Below are 15650 nucleotides of genomic sequence, written 5' to 3'. Positions count from 1 at the left end.
TCCGCGCCCATTTCGAGCCCGGATACATTTGCGCAGGCCCTTCTATCTTAGGTCACACATTGAGGTTGCAAAACTAAGGCTGACCATACATTTTTTATGCGCGTGCAGATCTAGCCGTCACCGCGTGGCGGAGATGTTGGTGCGGTGTGCAGGGAGGCCGCGACAACCCATCGCTGGGCGCTCAACCGCCGGGTGATGTCGGTCAGTGCCGTGGGCGACACTGACTCGGACGTGACCGTCATTTCGTCGAAGTCGTGCTTCCTGCTGCAATGAACCGGGATGCGTTTCGCGTGCGCGGCGTGCTGACCCAGAGCCTGCCAGACCCGATTGATCCTTAGCTGGCCTGCCGCAGCCCGCACCGTGAGGCTCGACGGGGCGGCCCTGATTGGGTCCTGGTCTTGAGAGGTCATTTCAGTGGTTGTCAGCTCAACAGGTGCCCGTCGCCGAGCCTGTGGAAAATGCAGGTCAACATGGCGACCGAGACGAACGGGCAGGAGACGAATAGCGGTGTCAATGCCGGCGCCGCGTCACCTCCCATCTGTGACGATGGTCCATCCGCCTGAGCAGGCGTTCCCGTAGATGCTCGCGCCGATAGTGCCCCACGACCAGCGTGGCGGCGATTGCGAGCGCGAACGACCCAACGATCACGCCGATCCAGGATTCGATCATGGCAAACGCCCTGCCGACTTCGACTGTCTGTTACAGCTTCAGTGTAGGTGCTGATTATCCAGCATCGTATCAATTACCCGCTTTTCTTCAGCGCATCCGCAATCCGATCCAGTTGCACGAGTAACGCCGCAGTCCGCGCCGCGATGGACTCGGAAAGCGCCGGTGTAGCGAGCAACGCATCGATCCGCTTTCGCCAGTAATCGGGTTGCGCTACTGGATTTTTCCGATCCTTAATATCACCGTTCTGGATTAACCGATCGAGTTCAAGCACCATTTTCCGGATATGAAAAAACTCTTCCTGGTCGTGATCATCCGCCATGGTCCTTCACCTCCAGCCCTTATTGGTGTTTTGCGTTCGGCGTATTTTACAGAAATATTACATTGGCTTGACATGAAGGACATCTGAATCGGCCTGAACTGTCGATATTGTGGCGGAAAAAAAGGAATATCGCTGTCCCGACGTCAACAATATCGACCCGTCCTTGCTGATTGATTATCTTGATTACCCGGCGCAGTTCATACCGCTTTATTGCCAATGAGAATCAATAACCAGCCCCGCGCAATGCGGGGGCGAAGCGATATACGAGTGATCTGATTCACAGTATTTTAACTTTCTTATTATGCGGCAATGGGAATCCTGGAACAGCTTCACTGATTGATGCAGCGGAAAGAGACCTGGGACTGGACGACAGGCTGATGAACCTGAACAGTTACGCGTCAGCCCAGACCTCTCCAAAGTAGTTCCTCCCGCACCGATGACGGGATGCGGGTGGCCTTCCCGCGACACGCCGCATTGCCACGCCTGCCCTCCTGCGGATAATACGAAGCAGATTTCTTTACCCGGTGGGCCATGAGACGGGACGACGTTCGGATGCAGACGCTGGGCGAAGAAGTGGCGAACACGCTCATTCACGCAACCGGACTGATACTCGTCGTCGTCATGGCGTTCATCGTCTGGCCGCTGCCACGCACCGCTTCGAACCGGGTGCCAATGCCGGCCGCCGCGGTCTATCTGTCGACGATGGTACTGCTGTACGCAACATCGGCCGTGTACCACGGGCTGCCGCCCGGTCGGGCCAAGCGACTCTGCATGAAGCTTGACTACTGCACGATCTATCTGTTTATCGCCGGTAGCTATACCCCTTTTGCGCTCGGCGTCCTGTCCGGACACGGAGGCACGGCACTGCTGCTCGTCATCTGGGCCCTGGCGGTAGCCGGCATCGCATTACAGGTCTTCGGCAAGCTCGCGCATCCGCTTCTGTCGACGGGGTTCTATCTCGCGATGGGATGGGCGGTGCTCGCCGTCGCATGGCCGTTATTCGCATTGCTGCCCACAGTGGGTCTGGTCTGGTTGCTGGCAGGCGCTGCCTGTTACACCGGCGGGGTCGCTTTTTTCCTGATGGATAGCCGGCTGAAGTTCGCCCATTCGATCTGGCATCTGTTCGTGCTGGCGGGTTCGGCCTGCCATTTCATCGCAATCGTTTGGTACGCCTAGAGCCGGTCGGAGTAGTGGGCGCCGGCTGGCGACCACTATGGGCATCGCTCGAAGCCGTTCATCCGGCCTTGCATCATCTGCTTGCGATGTGTCAGCTGCGACAGCCACAGCCGCAAGCGCGGATACCGCGGTCAACAGTGCGACGGCATCGACCGGTTTCTGGAGGAACAGATTGTGTAAATCAGGGGGGCCGGCAGGCGGCAGGCTCAAGGAAGAAGCCAGAATGATCGGCACGCTGGCCAGCACCGGATCCTTTCGGAAAATCCGGCATAGCTCGGGGCCGTCGATACCAGGCATGTCCCAGTCGGTCAGCAGCAGATCCGGCCGGCCGATGCGCGCCAGGGCCCAGGCCGAGCCACCGTCAGGTGCCCAGACGACCTCGAACCCGTTCATGCGAAGGACGGTGGTCCATGCCGCCGCCGTCAGCCTGTCATCGTCGACGAGGAGGATCAGAGGCCGTTGCTCCTGTTGGTCCACTTTTCCCGCCCCCGGTTTGTCTTGAACAGGAAGGAGCAGCAAAAATCACGCCGCGCCATGCGGAGCCATCGTGCCGCCTGACTGTTCTGCACCGGAGCGTTGATGCGCAGCGGCCGGCGCATCTCGAATCCGGATGGCACCCACGCCGCTTCCCCGCGAGAACGCACAGCGCGCGTAAGATGTATCTACACGCAGGCGGAAAGGTAGCTGTTGCCGGAAAATCAACCGTTCACGGCGACTGCCGCGCACAAACCATTTGCCCTGGACGGGGTTGAGCAATTTTGTCCGGGACAATGATGGCGTCGCCGCAGACAGCGTCTGGCCGCGACCGCTGGCCACTAATGAAGTGCCGCAGACTGGCGTCGGGGGTTGCATCATGATGCACGTTTTCCTGGCTAACAATCGCCATGAGCTGATAGAAAGATGCCGGGCTAAGGTCGCGCAACGGCCCGCGCGGGCGGCAACTGCGCAGCAACTCCAGAATGGGGTGCCGCTGTTCCTGGACCAGCTCATCAGGACGCTGCGGATGGAGCAGACATCGGAGCCGATGGACAGCCGCCGGATTTCGGGACCCTCGGGCGGTGGAGCGTCGTTATCGGAAATTGGCGAGTCAGCCGCACAGCACGGGCGCGAACGGCTGGCGCTCGGGTTCTCGGCAGATCAGGTCGTGCACGACTACGGCGACCTGTGCCAGGCCGTTACCGATCTCGCGTACGAGCGCGATGCGCCGTTTCAGATCGACGAATTTCGCACCCTCAACCGCTGTCTGGACAATGCAATAGCCGATGCGGTCACCGAATTCAGCTACCAGCGCGATTTTGCAGTGGCGGACAGACAGGCCATTGAAATGCATGAGCGGCTGGGATTCTTCGCCCACGAACTGCGTAACCTGCTTCAGACTGCCACGCTCGCGTTTACCGCCGCCAAAACCGGAAACTTAAGTCTGTCCGGCGCCACGGGGGCGGTGCTGGAGCGCAGCCTGGACGGGCTGCGCGATCTGATCGCGCATTCACTGGATGAGGTCCGGACGTCAGCAGGAATTTCCGTGCAATCCAGGAAGTTTTCCGTTGCCGATTTCATTGCGGAAGTCAAACGTGCCGCCGACCTTGCGGCCCAGGTTCACGGATGCATATTGAAGGTGTCCGCAGTGGACCCGCGACTCGCCGTCAGTGGAGACCGTGACCAGCTTTACTCGGCGGTCGGAAACCTGCTGCAGAACGCCTTCAAGTTCACACACCCTCACAGCGAGGTGACGCTGGACACGTATGCCGTGTCGGATCGCATCCTGATCGATGTGAGAGACCAGTGCGGCGGTCTGCCGCCCGGGGATGCAGAACGGATGTTCCTGCCGTTTACCCAGAATGGCGAGGACAGAACCGGACTGGGACTGGGACTGGGACTGTCCATCGCGCGGCGTAGTGTCGAGGCCAATAACGGGATGCTGAGCGTGCGCGATGTGCCAGGCAAAGGCTGCGTCTTCACGATCAGCCTGCCCCGGTATGCCATGACGGAAAGCTAGGCGCGAGCGCTGCCTGGCCGCCCTGTAAGTGCCACGTGATCACGGAAAATGTCCGGCTGCGATTGCAATCAGGATGCGAAACGACGCCGCGAAAAGCGGGGGAAGGAGCATCAAAAAGTAAACGGCCCGCGCAGACTTACCGCAGGGAAAACGGCGGCCTCGGATGTCGCCGACCGTCGATATGGGCTTTTGCATATTCAACGGCAAACATGCATGCCGCGCTCTCGGACGCGAAGTAACCAAGAATGCCAAATGTTTCGCGTCTGCCGTTCCGGTGCGTGACTATCGCGGTTGCGGCGTAGCCTGGGATGGAAATCGGGGCGAGAGGCATGATGGTCGATGCCTTGTATTCCACGGGATCAGCGTGCATGGCATGTCGCTCCTTGTCGTCGTTCGGCGGCCAACTGTGAGCCTCAATTATTTCATCCTAGGACGAATGTGTGACGATCAAAAGTGTGCAGCGCCGAATTGGCGGCAAGGGCGGTCGACGCGGCCGAGGTCAACCCCGCCCAACTCCGCAGTGGCGGCTAAGCCAGGTCGAGGGGAGAAGCCACCCACCAGAACCATCGGGTAACGAACAGGCAGCAAGCCCGTCCACGCTCACCGATGCGCAGCCTGTGAGGCCTGCCATTTGCTGCTCACTGCGTTGTCAGTCACGTCCTTTCAATGCAGCCGTACGAGGAGTAACGCCATGTTAGTCAGAGATGTGATGAAAGAGCCGGTTTGCGTTCAGGCGGAAGAAACGCTCGATGCTGCAGCCCGCAAGCTGAAGAAGGAAAATATCGGTGCCCTGCCCGTGTGCCTGAACAACAGGGTGATCGGAATGATTACCGACCGCGATATCACGATGCGCGGCGTCGCGGATGCCCGCGACGTCAGCAAGATGACCGTACGTGAGGCGATGTCGGCCGAGGTCCTCTTCTGCTTCGAGGATGATCGGGCCGAAGACGCCGAAACGATCATGCGTCAGAATCATGTGCAGCGTCTGGCCGTCCTCGACCGGGGAGACCAGCACCTCATCGGCATCATTTCACTGACTGCGTTAAGCGGCGGTGTCTCCGAACGACGGCCTTATGAGGTGATCTTCCATAAGACGTTCACTGATCATCGCGGCCACCCCCATCACAGTGAGTTGATGCGTATTACCGTGGCCAAAGGCACAAAAGCAGAGGCGATCAACACCGCCACCCGTCAGTTTGAAGAGATGAACAAGGTCAAAGCCTGGCATCAGCTCGCTGACGGATATGACGTCACGAGCGTCCATGTCGATGCGCGGGGCGCGACGGTTGAAGAACGCGAGCCGACTTCAGAGAGGGAAGCCCGGATACTGCGCCGGGCCCGCGAACTGTGGGAGCGCGCGGGTACCCCAGAAGGCCAGGACGAGCAGATCTGGGGACAGGCTGCCGGTGAGATCGATCGCGAGGACCACCCTCCGGACTGATGCGTCGCGAGACAATGAGCCTAAGCAGAGGGACCAGGTAGCCGCTATCGTACAGACGGCAGGGTTTCGTCCGATCCAGGCTGATCCCCGCTCCAGGAGGTCACCATGTACATCCAGCTCTCGCCCGGGGTCGTCCAGACTCTCAAGTCGCTCGACAGGATTCCGGGTTCCCAGGCGGAGACGTCGCGCCCTATGGTTAACTAACTACTGACCTGTTTCTTATGTGATTTCTTGCGGTCCGGCTCCGGTTTGATTTTTGTTACGCCGCCGATCGAGGGCGGATCGCTCGCCGGAAAGGTGTCCTCGACGGCCTTGTCGACGTTGGGTTCGCTCTTGTCGCTGTTCTGATGTTGTTCGGGATGGTAGATACGCATGATGGCCTCCGGTTGTGAGGGTTTGGGACGATCGTGTCCCGGAAATATCAGCAAGGTGCGTCCGTGCGGCAGAACCAGGCGATGCGGCTGGGACGTGCGGCACCGTCTCGGGCGTGAGTGCCGGCGAGTTTCATCACAGGCTCTGTTGTGCAAGGTAGATCCGGATCGTCAGGCCGGAGATCGTGCGCGGCTGGCGCGCACCATCGCGGCCGGGACGTTTCTTCAGCCCGGCGGTGAGTCGTAGTCGCGTCTTCGCAGGGCGGCCGTCCATACATGACGGGACCCCGCTGGCCATGTTTTCCAACCGCGACGAAGGCCCTACCTCAATCCGACATAGCCGAGCACGAACAGGACGATGACCACGGCTCCCACAAGCCAGACGATGTTGTACATGACGCTCTCCTTAAGTTCGACAGCCCCTTCACAGCCGCGCGACGTGTGGATTGCGACCAGCTGGCGAAACGTGCCGTGGCATCTGGCGTTCTGTCACAACAAGGACGTGCTACGTTGCGCCGGTGACCGGCTGTCCGCGAATGTCTTGGCTCGCGGGAACGACCCGGGAATCATTGGTGCGCGCAGGGTGTAACACGAGGTTCTCACCTGCGCCCCGGTACGTCTGTACGGTAGCGGTCAACGTCCTTCACCCGATGCGTCCCGATGCTCCTGCCCCATCGGATGGGCGAGTCAGTCAGGCGGGCACAAGGCGACCCTGAACATTAAACGGCGGTGTCGAACGAAGGCAGCAGCCTTATGGACTTTGACTGGGATGGGCATTGGACGGGGATCGGGGCCGGAGCGGACGAGCAGTTCGAGCGGTTCGAACGCTTCAAGGCTGGCTAGCCGCATCACCGGGTGCAAAATAAGCGCGATTACCCGAGAATATCCGGGCGTATTCAGATATCTGGGTTACTCACCTGATCCGAAAGGAACTGACCATGAACAAGCAGGAACTCATCGATGCAGTATCGGCCGTCACCGGCGACATCAAATCGGCCACGGCACAAGTCATCGACGCCTTTACCGAGATCGTGGGTGCCGCGTTGGCGAAGGGCGATACGGTGCAGTTGATTGGCTTCGGCTCGTTCGGCGTCGGCGCACGCGCCGCACGCACGGGGCGCAATCCCGCCACGGGCGAGGCAATGCACATTGCTGCCGCAAAAACCGTCAAGTTCACGGCAGGCAAGGCCTTCAAGGAGCGAGTGAACGCGTGACAGGCAGGCGCATCGTAATCGCAAAGGGGCTACCGTCGGGTAGCCCTTTGCATATCCAGCCCGGCCCGACCAGCTGTCTCGCGAGTACGACCTGAGGTGCCGTCAGGATTCGTGCGCGGTCACCCCGTTCGCGAGGGTTTCAATGCATCGTGCCAGGAAGGTAGAGATTGCAGCCGGGCATTCGGGTATTCGGGCGGTCATGCGGCACCTCCCCGATTGCCGGCGCGAAACGCAATGGGGCGCCGCCATAACCGGGGTCCGTCTTGCCACCGACATTGATCGTCGCGGTCGCAGCGACGGCCGCGTAAAGACCTGCGGCCGATTCCGCGCCAGAACCTGGCCCGCCCGGACGATTGTCATGTGTCGGGCGCGCTTCCTACAGAAAGCAGAACATCCCCACAACAGCAGCGGCCATCACGGCCGTCGCCAGCCAGCCGCCGATCCGCAGCGCGCCTGAAATGCGGAACGTCCCCATGATGTCTGGATTCGATGCCATCATCATCATGAGCACCATGATCGGGACTGAGGCGACGCCATTGATGACGGCACTCCAGAAAAGAGCCTTGATCGGATCAATCGAGGTGAAACCAAGGGAGAGGCCAACCACCGTAGCAAGAATGATGATTCCGTAAAACCGCTTGGCGAGCTTCGGTTCCAGCTCCAGGCTGTTTTTCCACTCGAACGTGCCTGCCATTGCATAGGCCGCAGAACCGGCCAGGACCGGTAGGGCAAGCAGCCCGGTGCCGATGATGCCAATACTGAACAGCAGGAACGCAAACTCACCGGCGATCGGCCTGAGCGCCGAGGCGGCTTGTGACGACGTCTGGATATCGGTAATGTGGTGCGCGTGCAGGGTCGCGGCCGTGGCGAGAACGATAAAGAATGCGATCAAGTTCGAAAATCCCATGCCGATCCACGTATCGAATTTGATCCGTTTCAGATTTGACGCGCCTTGAGACGGCGCATGCTTGAGCGCGCGCTGACCATGTCGTGCCAGCAGTTCCTCGACTTCCTGCGAGGCCTGCCAGAAAAACAGGTAGGGGCTGATTGTCGTGCCGAACACCGCGACGACGGTTGTGATGTAGTCGCCGTTCCACGACAGATGCGCAAACACGGTCCGGATTGCGACGGTCATCCATGGAATCTGGACGGCGAACACGACGCCGACGTAGGCAAACAGGACAAGCGTCAGCCATTTGAGAACGCGGACATAGTTTCGATACGGGACAAAAACCTGCAAAACGAGCGAAAGCAACGCCAGGCCGACCGTGTAAACATGCGTCGGTCCACCGATGACCAGATTGACGGCCGCGCCCATGGCCGAGAGGTCAGCCGCAATGTTGATCGTATTCGCCACGAGCAGGAGAATAACCGTGCCGTAGAGCAGCCACGCCGGATAGTGACGTCGAATATTGGTCGCCAGTCCGTGGCCGCTGACCCGACCGATCCTGGCGCTGATGACCTGGATGGCCACCATCAGCGGATAGGTCAGCAGGATCGTCCACAGGATGTCGTAGCCGAACGCTGCGCCTGCCTGCGAGTATGTTGCGATGCCGCTCGGGTCGTCGTCAGCCGCCCCGGTAATCAGACCGGGCCCTAACTTCTCGACCCACGAATTGACGTTGGTGTGCGGCGTTGACGACGGATCAATATCGGATTCCATACGGGCTCGATAGCATGGGCATTTGAACCGACGTTCGTTCGTCGCTGCCACGTCGTGGTCGACCTCACGTCACACCAAAAAGCTCCTCTGACCATAATGCATATTCAGGAATTCGCGAACCGCGTAAAGCCATGGATCAAACATCGGATCTGAGGCCAGATGAGGCTGCCCGAGCACCAACCGTCAGCTTTCGCACGAATTGGACGATTACTCGAATCCGCAACACACCTTGTGCGGGCATTGGGTGCTCAACTTCCTGAACCGCGCTTGCATCATATGCGTGACGACCCTGTGTAGATCGCCTCGGAGGGCCGGATGTTTTTGCGCTCGCGCAACGCCGTGGTGTCCATTGCAACGGCTTCAGTCGTGTCTTCCCCGTCAGGAAGAACATCTCGGGAACGCGTTTTTGCGCAAGCCCGCGCCAGTAATCCGTCTCACGAAGCTCCTTCGGCAACTGCTGGTAGCAGGAAAAGGCCGGCCTTGCGGCCGGCGTTTCGAACAGGTGGCGAGGGCGTCCGGTTGGTTCGACACCCCGATCTTTGTGCAGGTGACCTAAAGATCGAGCGTCCGGCCTTCGACTGCGCCCCGGGTGGCCAGCCAGTAGGGCCGCTGGTTGTAGTACTCGTGCAGCGACGAACCCCACTGCGGGTCCGACATCGCGGGCCAATGGTCCTTGTCGAAGCCGGGCGCGCTCTTGATGCGCTCGGCGGTGATGTCGAGCCGGAAACACTTCTCGTTGGTGTCCAGGGTCAGCGCGCTCCACGGGATGGCGTAAAGGGTGTTGCCCATACCCAGGAACCCGCCGCTGGACAGGACGGCGTACGCAATCCGGCCGCCACGCACGTCAAGCATGATGTCGGAGATTTTCCCGATATCTTCGCCATCCGAAGTGATGACCTTGTCGCCGTCGAGCGTGGCTGCCGCCATCACATCCGGGCCGGGGCCTTCGCCAGTTCCGCCGCCGACAATCTTCGCGCCGCTGCCACCCGTTGCAGATTGGATGCTGGGGTCAAGTGTGGTCATGATGTTCTCCTCGTGAAAAGACCAGACCTTCTATCCAGCAACCGTCATGCCATGGGCGAACGCAGACACGGATTGGTGTGCGACAGTCAACGTTACCTTCGTGCGAGGCACACGGCAGGGTTGCCCATACTAAAAATGCGTTAATGCAGCTGTTTTTTCAGATCGGAAAGTTCGGCATGGACCGAGGTGACTGCACTTTTTACTTTCGCATTTACATTGGTTGCACGTTGACACGCCTGCTCTGCACGGTCGCCGACCTGCTCCAGGTCGTCTATCCATTGACGCATGCGATTTCCGTCTTTCGACTCCATTATTTTCTTTGCGCCTTCGGACTTCTTGTCCAGCTGATCAACGCAGTCCATAAGCTCCTTGGGCAGCGTGGCGTCGGCGTGACAGGCCTGCGAAGCTTTCTCGATGGTTTGCTCCAGGTGGGTGAAACGCTTCTGGATTTCGCTAGCTTGCAGCATGATGAAACTCCCCCTCGAAGGTTGTTCCAGGGTAAGTTGGGGCGCCGTTTTCCCGGATCCCAACGTGGTACCGTCAGTCCCGTCTGCCTGAGCCAGCTGGCATAATGCTGCGCCGCGGTTCCCAGCCAGTCGACGGGTGGCGGCCTGTTTACTATAGAACTCTCCACTGCAATCAGACAGGTCCCATTCGCTGCGCGCGTGGCGGAAGCGCGCGGGAAGAGGTCACCCGTTTCCCAGACTGTTGAAGAAGTTCGCCAAGGTGCTGTTTGTCTGGAACCGTACAGGTTGCAGCGCCGTGCGCTGCACCGACCGATCCGACCCGGGACCATCTGGACCGCAGCGATCGGGCGATAGTGGCGCATCGAGGTCGGAGGCGTCATGGGGTGATCTCAGGACACGCATTTCCTTGTGTGCGCGTCAGTCGCCGCGTGTATCGAACGTGCCGCGTTGCAAAAACCGGTTGCTACATCGCCGTTCGATGTATTCGCTGTGGAGACGGACGGCAGGATCAATCACACGATGGAACAGGGCAGCGGTGGACGGCGACAATGAACTTGTCCGGCGCATTGACTCATCAGAATTGCAACTCGCGCTGACCTGTTGCCTCACGTAGTTTGCTACCCGTCGGATTGTCCGGCGGGAGCGGCTGAGGTGACGAGGCAAATCAGCATGACGACACGCAAGGAGTTGGTCGCAGCATTGCAATTGCGGTATGGCAGCGCGGGTCTTGCCGTCGTGAAAGCGGTCGCCGAGTCGCATGGCGGCACGGTGTCGACTACCAGTGCCGGCCCCGGTACGGGCAGCGAATTCACGCTCCGGCTGCCGATCGTGCTGGAACGGCGCATGGCTGGCGAGCCGGTGTGATGGCGGCTATGCAGCCACCCGTTTCAGTCTGCAGCCGCAGCTTGCCTGCCGTGGAGCGGCACACTTTCTTTCAACTGAAAGAATTGCCACCGAAGACACATCCAGCCATGGCTGGCAGCCGTTACAGCGCGCCGCGATGTGCCACCGTGCGCGCGCGAACTATAATTTCAAGAGGGTTCAGTCAGACTCGGCGTTCATAGGACGCCGCTGCACGCTGCGCCGCAGGGCATTCTCGCCAATTCGTCTGAGGCGTTCACGTATCCGCCCTTGATACCTGATATGTTTAAGAACAATCCGGCGAAACAGTACGGTTTCTGGACAGGATGTCGGGGAGCGAGACATGGAAAACGAGCAACATTCCAGAGAAAACCACCTGCTTTCGGTTCTGCCCGAAGCAGAGCGGGCGCGCGTGGCGCCGCATCTCGTACCGGTTGAAATGCCACTGGGGCAGGTCGTGTACGAGTCAGGCGATCGCCTTGATCACGTCTATTTTCCGACAACGTCCATCGTATCGTTGCTCTATGTGATGGAGGATGGCGCGTCCGCCGAGATTGCGATCGTGGGCAACGAAGGGATCATCGGTATTGCGCTCTTCATGGGCGGTGAAACGACGCGAAACCGGGCAGTCGTGCAAAGCGCCGGCCAGGCGTATCGACTGGATGCGCGCATCCTGAAAGAGGAATTCCGTCGCGCCAGCCCGGTGCAGCGGTTATTGCTGCGCTATACCCAGGCATTGATCACCCAGATGGCCCAGACCGCCGTCTGCAACCGGCATCATTCGATCGACCAGCAATTGTGCCGCTGGCTGCTGCTCAGCATGGACCGCCTGCCGTCAAACGAGCTGAAGATGACACAGGAGCTGATCGCGAACATGCTTGGCGTGCGGAGATCCGGCGTGACGGAAGCGGCACTGAAACTGCAGGAAGCGGGGCTGATTCGCTACGGTCATGGCCACATCGAAGTGCTGGATCGACCGGGACTCGAAACGCGCGTGTGCGAATGCTATGGCGTGGTAAAGCGGGAGTTCGACCGGCTGTTGCCTGATCTGAAGGCGCTATAAGAAGCGCGTCATTCGTGCACGGCGCGGATCGCTCAATGACTCGCGCCCTGCCCATGTCGTCGAGTGCGGCAGGGGCTTTGCTGCACAGGCGAGTAGCGAAGAGTCGGCGGCATGCCCCTGCGGTAGTCTGGGGGATACGGCTAGCACTGTTTACCAGGGCGCGCACGCAGTTGAACCCTGGCGTGAAACAGAGAAATCTTCGCACGCGAGCGGACCGCCGCAGAACAGAATACGGTGCTTTGACGGTGTGTTGCAGAGCGTCATCTGGATCGAGCCGAACGATTTCGCGGTCGGCCAGAGCGCACTCGGAGCGACGCCGGCAACGGCCGCCGGGGCCGTACGCAGGCACGCGGTGTTCGCGTACGCGGGGCGACAATCGGGATATCTCGATGTACACCACCGTACCGACTGCGTGGCGAATCAAGGTCACCCTCACTCTACCGGGCAGGCCTGTCCTGAGTAGTGCGGATACCCGCTTGCAGCAAATTGAACGTTGCGGAGATGCCTCGCGAAAGGCGTGAAGATTCAGCGCACCTGGCGAGAGAGCGGCGACGGGCTGGTCGAAACGCGGAGTCGAAAGGAGAAGTTCCATGTTGGGAACAATATTGATAGTCGTGCTGGTGCTCGTGTTGCTCGGTGCGATACCGACCTGGCCGCACAGCCGTTCGTGGGGTTACATGCCCAGCGGCCTGTTAGGCGTTGTGCTGGTCGTCGTGCTCGTGTTGCTGCTACTGGGCAGGATATAAGCTCAAAATTCCTGTCTGGATGATCCCGTCGCGGGCACCCGTTGCAGGGCCGTCCCATCAGCAAACGAGCGGCCGGCACGCGTCGATACGTTCGGTCATCCGTCACTTTCAAGGAGCAATGTCATGAACAAGGAGCAGCTGAAAGGCCGTGTCAAGGAAGCAAGTGGAAAACTGAAGGAAGTAGTCGGCAAAGCCACGGGAAATAAAACGACCAGGCTGAAGGGAGCGGTCGAACAGGTCGTCGGCAAGATCCAAGCCGCGTACGGCGATGCGAAAGAGCAACTCAGGAAGCAGCCGTAGGGTGTTCCGCGGACGGGTTCTGAAGCGCTACGCAGTGGGAAAAAGTGCTCCCGTGACGCATTCCGGACGTATGCATCTGAACCGCGGAGGTGTCTCATGAAACGGGTAATCGCTCTGGTATCGACGGCTGTGCTCGCAATGGCTGTGACCGCTGGAACGCTCCAGGCCCAGGGAACGCCACAATCCATCACGGAGAAGCGCGTTGATGTGGTCCAGGTGTCGACCGGGTATCGAGCGTCAAAGATCACCGGATCGCCCGTTTATGACCGCAACAGGGACAAGATCGGAACGATTGACGATCTGATCGTCAGCCCAACCGATCGGGCTTCCTACGTCATCCTCTTGGTGTGAGGATTTCTCGGTATGGGAACCCATCTCGTCGCGGTACCGTTTAGCAGCCTTCAGTTCGTCGATAAGCAACTGCGGCTGCCGGACGCGACCATTGAGTCCCTGAAGGCATTGCCCGAGTTCAAATACGCGCCTGACTAGCCGGTGCCGTCGGCCATGACTACGCCTGAGCGACGCCCGAAAATGAGAGCCGAACATAGCGAACCGGTGCTCAAGTGCATCACCGGTCTGATGACGCGGCCCCCGCACCTCGTCACACCCGGCGGCCTGCGGGACAAGGCGCGTCGTTACCGCGCCCGGCCGTGGCCGAAGCTCACCCGCCACATGGGGAATGGAGGGGGGCGAGTGGACATCGATCCGTGCGAGAGCGCGATCCGCTCATCCGAGGCAAGGCGGAGTGGACTGTTCGCGGACACAGTCGAAGGCGCAAAGGCCCGTGCCAACCTGAACCCGCTGATCGAAGCGTGCAAGATGAACGGTGTCGAGCCGTATCGCTGTCTCGTCACGTTGTGCCGCGCATTGCCGCTCACCACGATCGCCGACAACTACGAGGGATTGGTGCCGTGGCTACTCGATCTCGCGTGAAGACCGCTTACAGACCGACGCCCGCAAGTGGGCGCCAGGCAGCACTAATTGCGCTCCGGAACCTGAAGATGGCGCGGTCAGCACACGCCTATGTCCGGGGCAACACCGTCAGATTTTACGAATGGCTTGAAAGCCTGGAGAGCCACACGTTACCGGAAGGACCTCCCGTCTGGATTTGCGGCGACTGTCACGTAGGCAATCTGGGGCCCATCGCGAACGCACGGGGACACGTCGAGATACAGATTCGCGACCTCGACCAAACGGTTGTCGGCAACCCGGTCCATGACCTCATCCGCCTCGGATTGTCGCTGGCTACCGCCGCCCGCGGCTCTGATTTGTCGGGCGTGATTATCGCGACCATGATTGAAATGATGATGGAGGGCTACGAGCGCGCTTTCGACAAGGCGTGTGAGGATGCAGACGGAACCATTGAAAGTCCGGAGTGCGCCCGGGTAATGATGAGACAGGCATGGAAGCGGACGTGGAAAAATCTGGCCAGGGAACGCATCGAGAACACTAAGCCCACGATTCCTTTAGGCAAGACATTCTGGCCCTTGTCCCGGGACAAAAAACGCGCGGTCAAGCAGCTGTTTGCCGATGAGGTCGTTGCACGCCTGGCCACCTTATTGCGTTCGCGCGACGAAGGCGCGTCGGTCGAGGTGCTTGATGCAGCTTATTGGGTAAAAGGCTGCAGTTCACTTGGCCGCTTGCGCGTTGCGGTACTTCTCGAGGTCGGACGTGACTCTTCCCGCGAGGATGACCTTTGTCTGATGGACATCAAGGAGGCCATCCAGGCCGCTGCTCCTCGATACCCGGCGGTCAGGATGCCGCGAGACAACGGCCAACGCATCGTCGAGGGAGCTCGCCACCTGGCGCCATTCCTGGGCGAACGCATGCGCGCGTCACGCTTTCTCGACCGGTCGGTGTTCCTGCGCGAACTGCTTCCTCAAGACCTGAAAGTGGAAATCAACCAACTCGCTCGTGATGAAGCAATGAAAGTCGCACGATTCCTGGCGCTGGTCGTCGGAAAGGCCCATGCCATGCAAATGGACGCGTCAACGCGCGAGAGCTGGCGGGTGGAGCTGCAGTGCAATCGTTCAAAAACGCTCGATGCGCCCTCCTGGCTGTGGGCCAGCATCGTCGAACTTGTGAGCAGGCACGAACTGGGCTATCTTGAGCACTGCCGCAGATATGCAATGGACTCCGCGGCAAGATAGGACGGGCGCAGCCCAGCACTACAGATCGGCATGGCGACCGCCCCTCTGCGTGATGACCGCGCGTGCCGCCTGACGCGATCATCACCCGGGGACCGTGCTGCCGGTTCGGTCCCCACTGACTCTCTCCTACCCCACCGCATGGCGCGAACTTCCAGTCGGTCCGTATGAACGATGGCCCCACTAGCTAATGA

16 protein-coding genes and 2 pseudogenes are annotated in these 15650 nt (G+C 60.0%); 11 read left to right on the top strand and 7 right to left on the bottom strand.

Annotated elements, in window-relative coordinates; all coding sequences use genetic code 11:
• Window positions 1-510: 510 nt before the first annotated feature.
• Window positions 511-669 (bottom strand): hypothetical protein, encoded by a 159-nt coding sequence (locus P3T16_RS31515; protein WP_429258989.1) that lies wholly within the window; start codon window positions 667-669, stop codon window positions 511-513.
• 73 nt (window positions 670-742) lie between these two features.
• The gene (locus P3T16_RS31510; protein WP_429258990.1) at window positions 743-988 is read right to left on the bottom strand and encodes a hypothetical protein; all 246 of its coding nucleotides are present in this window, start codon (window positions 986-988) and stop codon (window positions 743-745) included.
• A 531-nt stretch (window positions 989-1519) separates the two neighbouring features.
• Here P3T16_RS31510 and trhA point away from each other — a divergent pair.
• Window positions 1520-2164: a PAQR family membrane homeostasis protein TrhA gene (gene trhA / locus P3T16_RS31505; protein ID WP_429258991.1), complete on the top strand. Its 645-nt coding sequence runs from the start codon at window positions 1520-1522 to the stop codon at window positions 2162-2164.
• A gap of 216 nt (window positions 2165-2380) precedes the next feature.
• On the opposite strand, the pseudogene P3T16_RS31500 reads toward trhA, so the two are convergent.
• Window positions 2381-2641 (bottom strand): annotated as a pseudogene (locus P3T16_RS31500) (response regulator); the annotation flags it as partial.
• A gap of 376 nt (window positions 2642-3017) precedes the next feature.
• On the opposite strand from P3T16_RS31500, the gene P3T16_RS31495 reads away from it, so the two are divergent.
• Together P3T16_RS31495 and P3T16_RS31490 are read left to right on the top strand one after the other, a co-directional pair.
• Entirely contained in the window at window positions 3018-4160 is a 1143-nt protein-coding gene (locus tag P3T16_RS31495; RefSeq protein WP_429345203.1) for a sensor histidine kinase, read from the top strand.
• A 691-nt stretch (window positions 4161-4851) separates the two neighbouring features.
• The gene (locus P3T16_RS31490) at window positions 4852-5601 is read left to right on the top strand and encodes a CBS domain-containing protein (RefSeq protein WP_429258992.1); all 750 of its coding nucleotides are present in this window, start codon (window positions 4852-4854) and stop codon (window positions 5599-5601) included.
• A 200-nt stretch (window positions 5602-5801) separates the two neighbouring features.
• On the opposite strand, the gene P3T16_RS31485 is transcribed toward P3T16_RS31490, so the two are convergent.
• Window positions 5802-5975, bottom strand: a complete 174-nt coding sequence (locus P3T16_RS31485) for a hypothetical protein (RefSeq protein ID WP_429258993.1) — start codon at window positions 5973-5975, stop codon at window positions 5802-5804.
• Window positions 5976-6910: 935 nt separating this feature from the next.
• On the opposite strand from P3T16_RS31485, the gene P3T16_RS31480 reads away from it, so the two are divergent.
• Window positions 6911-7186, top strand: coding sequence for an HU family DNA-binding protein (locus tag P3T16_RS31480; RefSeq protein WP_429258994.1), 276 nt, complete (start codon window positions 6911-6913; stop codon window positions 7184-7186).
• Between the two features lie 376 nt (window positions 7187-7562).
• Here P3T16_RS31480 and P3T16_RS31475 read toward each other — a convergent pair whose 3' ends face one another.
• The 3 genes from P3T16_RS31475 to P3T16_RS31465 all read right to left on the bottom strand — a co-directional run bounded on the left by P3T16_RS31475 (window position 7563) and on the right by P3T16_RS31465 (window position 10339).
• Window positions 7563-8849, bottom strand: coding sequence for an NRAMP family divalent metal transporter (locus P3T16_RS31475; RefSeq protein ID WP_429345198.1), 1287 nt, complete (start codon window positions 8847-8849; stop codon window positions 7563-7565).
• 552 nt (window positions 8850-9401) lie between these two features.
• Window positions 9402-9872 carry a PRC-barrel domain-containing protein gene (locus P3T16_RS31470; RefSeq protein ID WP_429258996.1) on the bottom strand — a complete coding sequence of 157 codons (471 nt, stop codon included), beginning with the start codon at window positions 9870-9872 and terminating at the stop codon, window positions 9402-9404.
• Window positions 9873-10012: 140 nt separating this feature from the next.
• Complete coding sequence (locus P3T16_RS31465; RefSeq protein ID WP_429345197.1) at window positions 10013-10339, bottom strand: hypothetical protein; 327 nt, start codon at window positions 10337-10339, stop codon at window positions 10013-10015.
• Between the two features lie 669 nt (window positions 10340-11008).
• Here P3T16_RS31465 and P3T16_RS31460 point away from each other — a divergent pair.
• From P3T16_RS31460 to P3T16_RS31430, 7 genes and pseudogenes are all read left to right on the top strand, one after another.
• The gene (locus P3T16_RS31460) at window positions 11009-11203 is read left to right on the top strand and encodes a hypothetical protein (protein ID WP_429345196.1); all 195 of its coding nucleotides are present in this window, start codon (window positions 11009-11011) and stop codon (window positions 11201-11203) included.
• Window positions 11204-11543: 340 nt separating this feature from the next.
• A complete protein-coding gene (locus P3T16_RS31455; RefSeq protein ID WP_429345195.1) occupies window positions 11544-12263 on the top strand; it encodes a Crp/Fnr family transcriptional regulator in 720 nt (239 codons plus the stop codon).
• 590 nt (window positions 12264-12853) lie between these two features.
• Window positions 12854-13009 (top strand): DUF3309 family protein, encoded by a 156-nt coding sequence (locus tag P3T16_RS31450; protein ID WP_172167561.1) that lies wholly within the window; start codon window positions 12854-12856, stop codon window positions 13007-13009.
• 123 nt (window positions 13010-13132) lie between these two features.
• Window positions 13133-13309: a CsbD family protein gene (locus P3T16_RS31445; protein WP_429259000.1), complete on the top strand. Its 177-nt coding sequence runs from the start codon at window positions 13133-13135 to the stop codon at window positions 13307-13309.
• 96 nt (window positions 13310-13405) lie between these two features.
• Window positions 13406-13798, top strand: a pseudogene (locus tag P3T16_RS31440) (PRC-barrel domain-containing protein).
• A gap of 15 nt (window positions 13799-13813) precedes the next feature.
• Window positions 13814-14242, top strand: coding sequence for an IS66 family transposase (locus P3T16_RS31435; RefSeq protein WP_429259001.1), 429 nt, complete (start codon window positions 13814-13816; stop codon window positions 14240-14242).
• A complete protein-coding gene (locus P3T16_RS31430; protein ID WP_429345194.1) occupies window positions 14221-15459 on the top strand; it encodes a DUF2252 domain-containing protein in 1239 nt (412 codons plus the stop codon). The genes P3T16_RS31435 and P3T16_RS31430 overlap by 22 nt, the downstream gene beginning before the upstream one ends.
• The last annotated feature ends 191 nt before the right edge of the window (window positions 15460-15650 follow it).

The organism is Paraburkholderia sp. GAS42 (assembly GCF_050436565.1).
Taxonomy (GTDB): domain Bacteria; phylum Pseudomonadota; class Gammaproteobacteria; order Burkholderiales; family Burkholderiaceae; genus Paraburkholderia.
This window is presented reverse-complemented; position numbering and strand designations above follow the sequence as displayed.

Bases quoted from the DNA above. Each gene is read 5' to 3' on its own strand.
- P3T16_RS31470 (WP_429258996.1), bottom strand. From the start codon at position 9,872: ATGACCACACTTGACCCCAGCATCCAATCTGCAACGGGTGGCAGCGGC.
- P3T16_RS31485 (WP_429258993.1), bottom strand. From the start codon at position 5,975: ATGCGTATCTACCATCCCGAACAACATCAGAACAGCGACAAGAGCGAA.
- P3T16_RS31480 (WP_429258994.1), top strand. From the start codon at position 6,911: ATGAACAAGCAGGAACTCATCGATGCAGTATCGGCCGTCACCGGCGAC.
- P3T16_RS31495 (WP_429345203.1), top strand. From the start codon at position 3,018: ATGATGCACGTTTTCCTGGCTAACAATCGCCATGAGCTGATAGAAAGA.
- P3T16_RS31515 (WP_429258989.1), bottom strand. From the start codon at position 669: ATGATCGAATCCTGGATCGGCGTGATCGTTGGGTCGTTCGCGCTCGCA.
- P3T16_RS31465 (WP_429345197.1), bottom strand. From the start codon at position 10,339: ATGCTGCAAGCTAGCGAAATCCAGAAGCGTTTCACCCACCTGGAGCAA.
- P3T16_RS31490 (WP_429258992.1), top strand. From the start codon at position 4,852: ATGTTAGTCAGAGATGTGATGAAAGAGCCGGTTTGCGTTCAGGCGGAA.
- P3T16_RS31445 (WP_429259000.1), top strand. From the start codon at position 13,133: ATGAACAAGGAGCAGCTGAAAGGCCGTGTCAAGGAAGCAAGTGGAAAA.
- P3T16_RS31475 (WP_429345198.1), bottom strand. From the start codon at position 8,849: ATGGAATCCGATATTGATCCGTCGTCAACGCCGCACACCAACGTCAAT.
- P3T16_RS31460 (WP_429345196.1), top strand. From the start codon at position 11,009: ATGACGACACGCAAGGAGTTGGTCGCAGCATTGCAATTGCGGTATGGC.
- trhA (WP_429258991.1), top strand. From the start codon at position 1,520: ATGAGACGGGACGACGTTCGGATGCAGACGCTGGGCGAAGAAGTGGCG.
- P3T16_RS31510 (WP_429258990.1), bottom strand. From the start codon at position 988: ATGGCGGATGATCACGACCAGGAAGAGTTTTTTCATATCCGGAAAATG.
- P3T16_RS31455 (WP_429345195.1), top strand. From the start codon at position 11,544: ATGGAAAACGAGCAACATTCCAGAGAAAACCACCTGCTTTCGGTTCTG.
- P3T16_RS31435 (WP_429259001.1), top strand. From the start codon at position 13,814: ATGACTACGCCTGAGCGACGCCCGAAAATGAGAGCCGAACATAGCGAA.
- P3T16_RS31450 (WP_172167561.1), top strand. From the start codon at position 12,854: ATGTTGGGAACAATATTGATAGTCGTGCTGGTGCTCGTGTTGCTCGGT.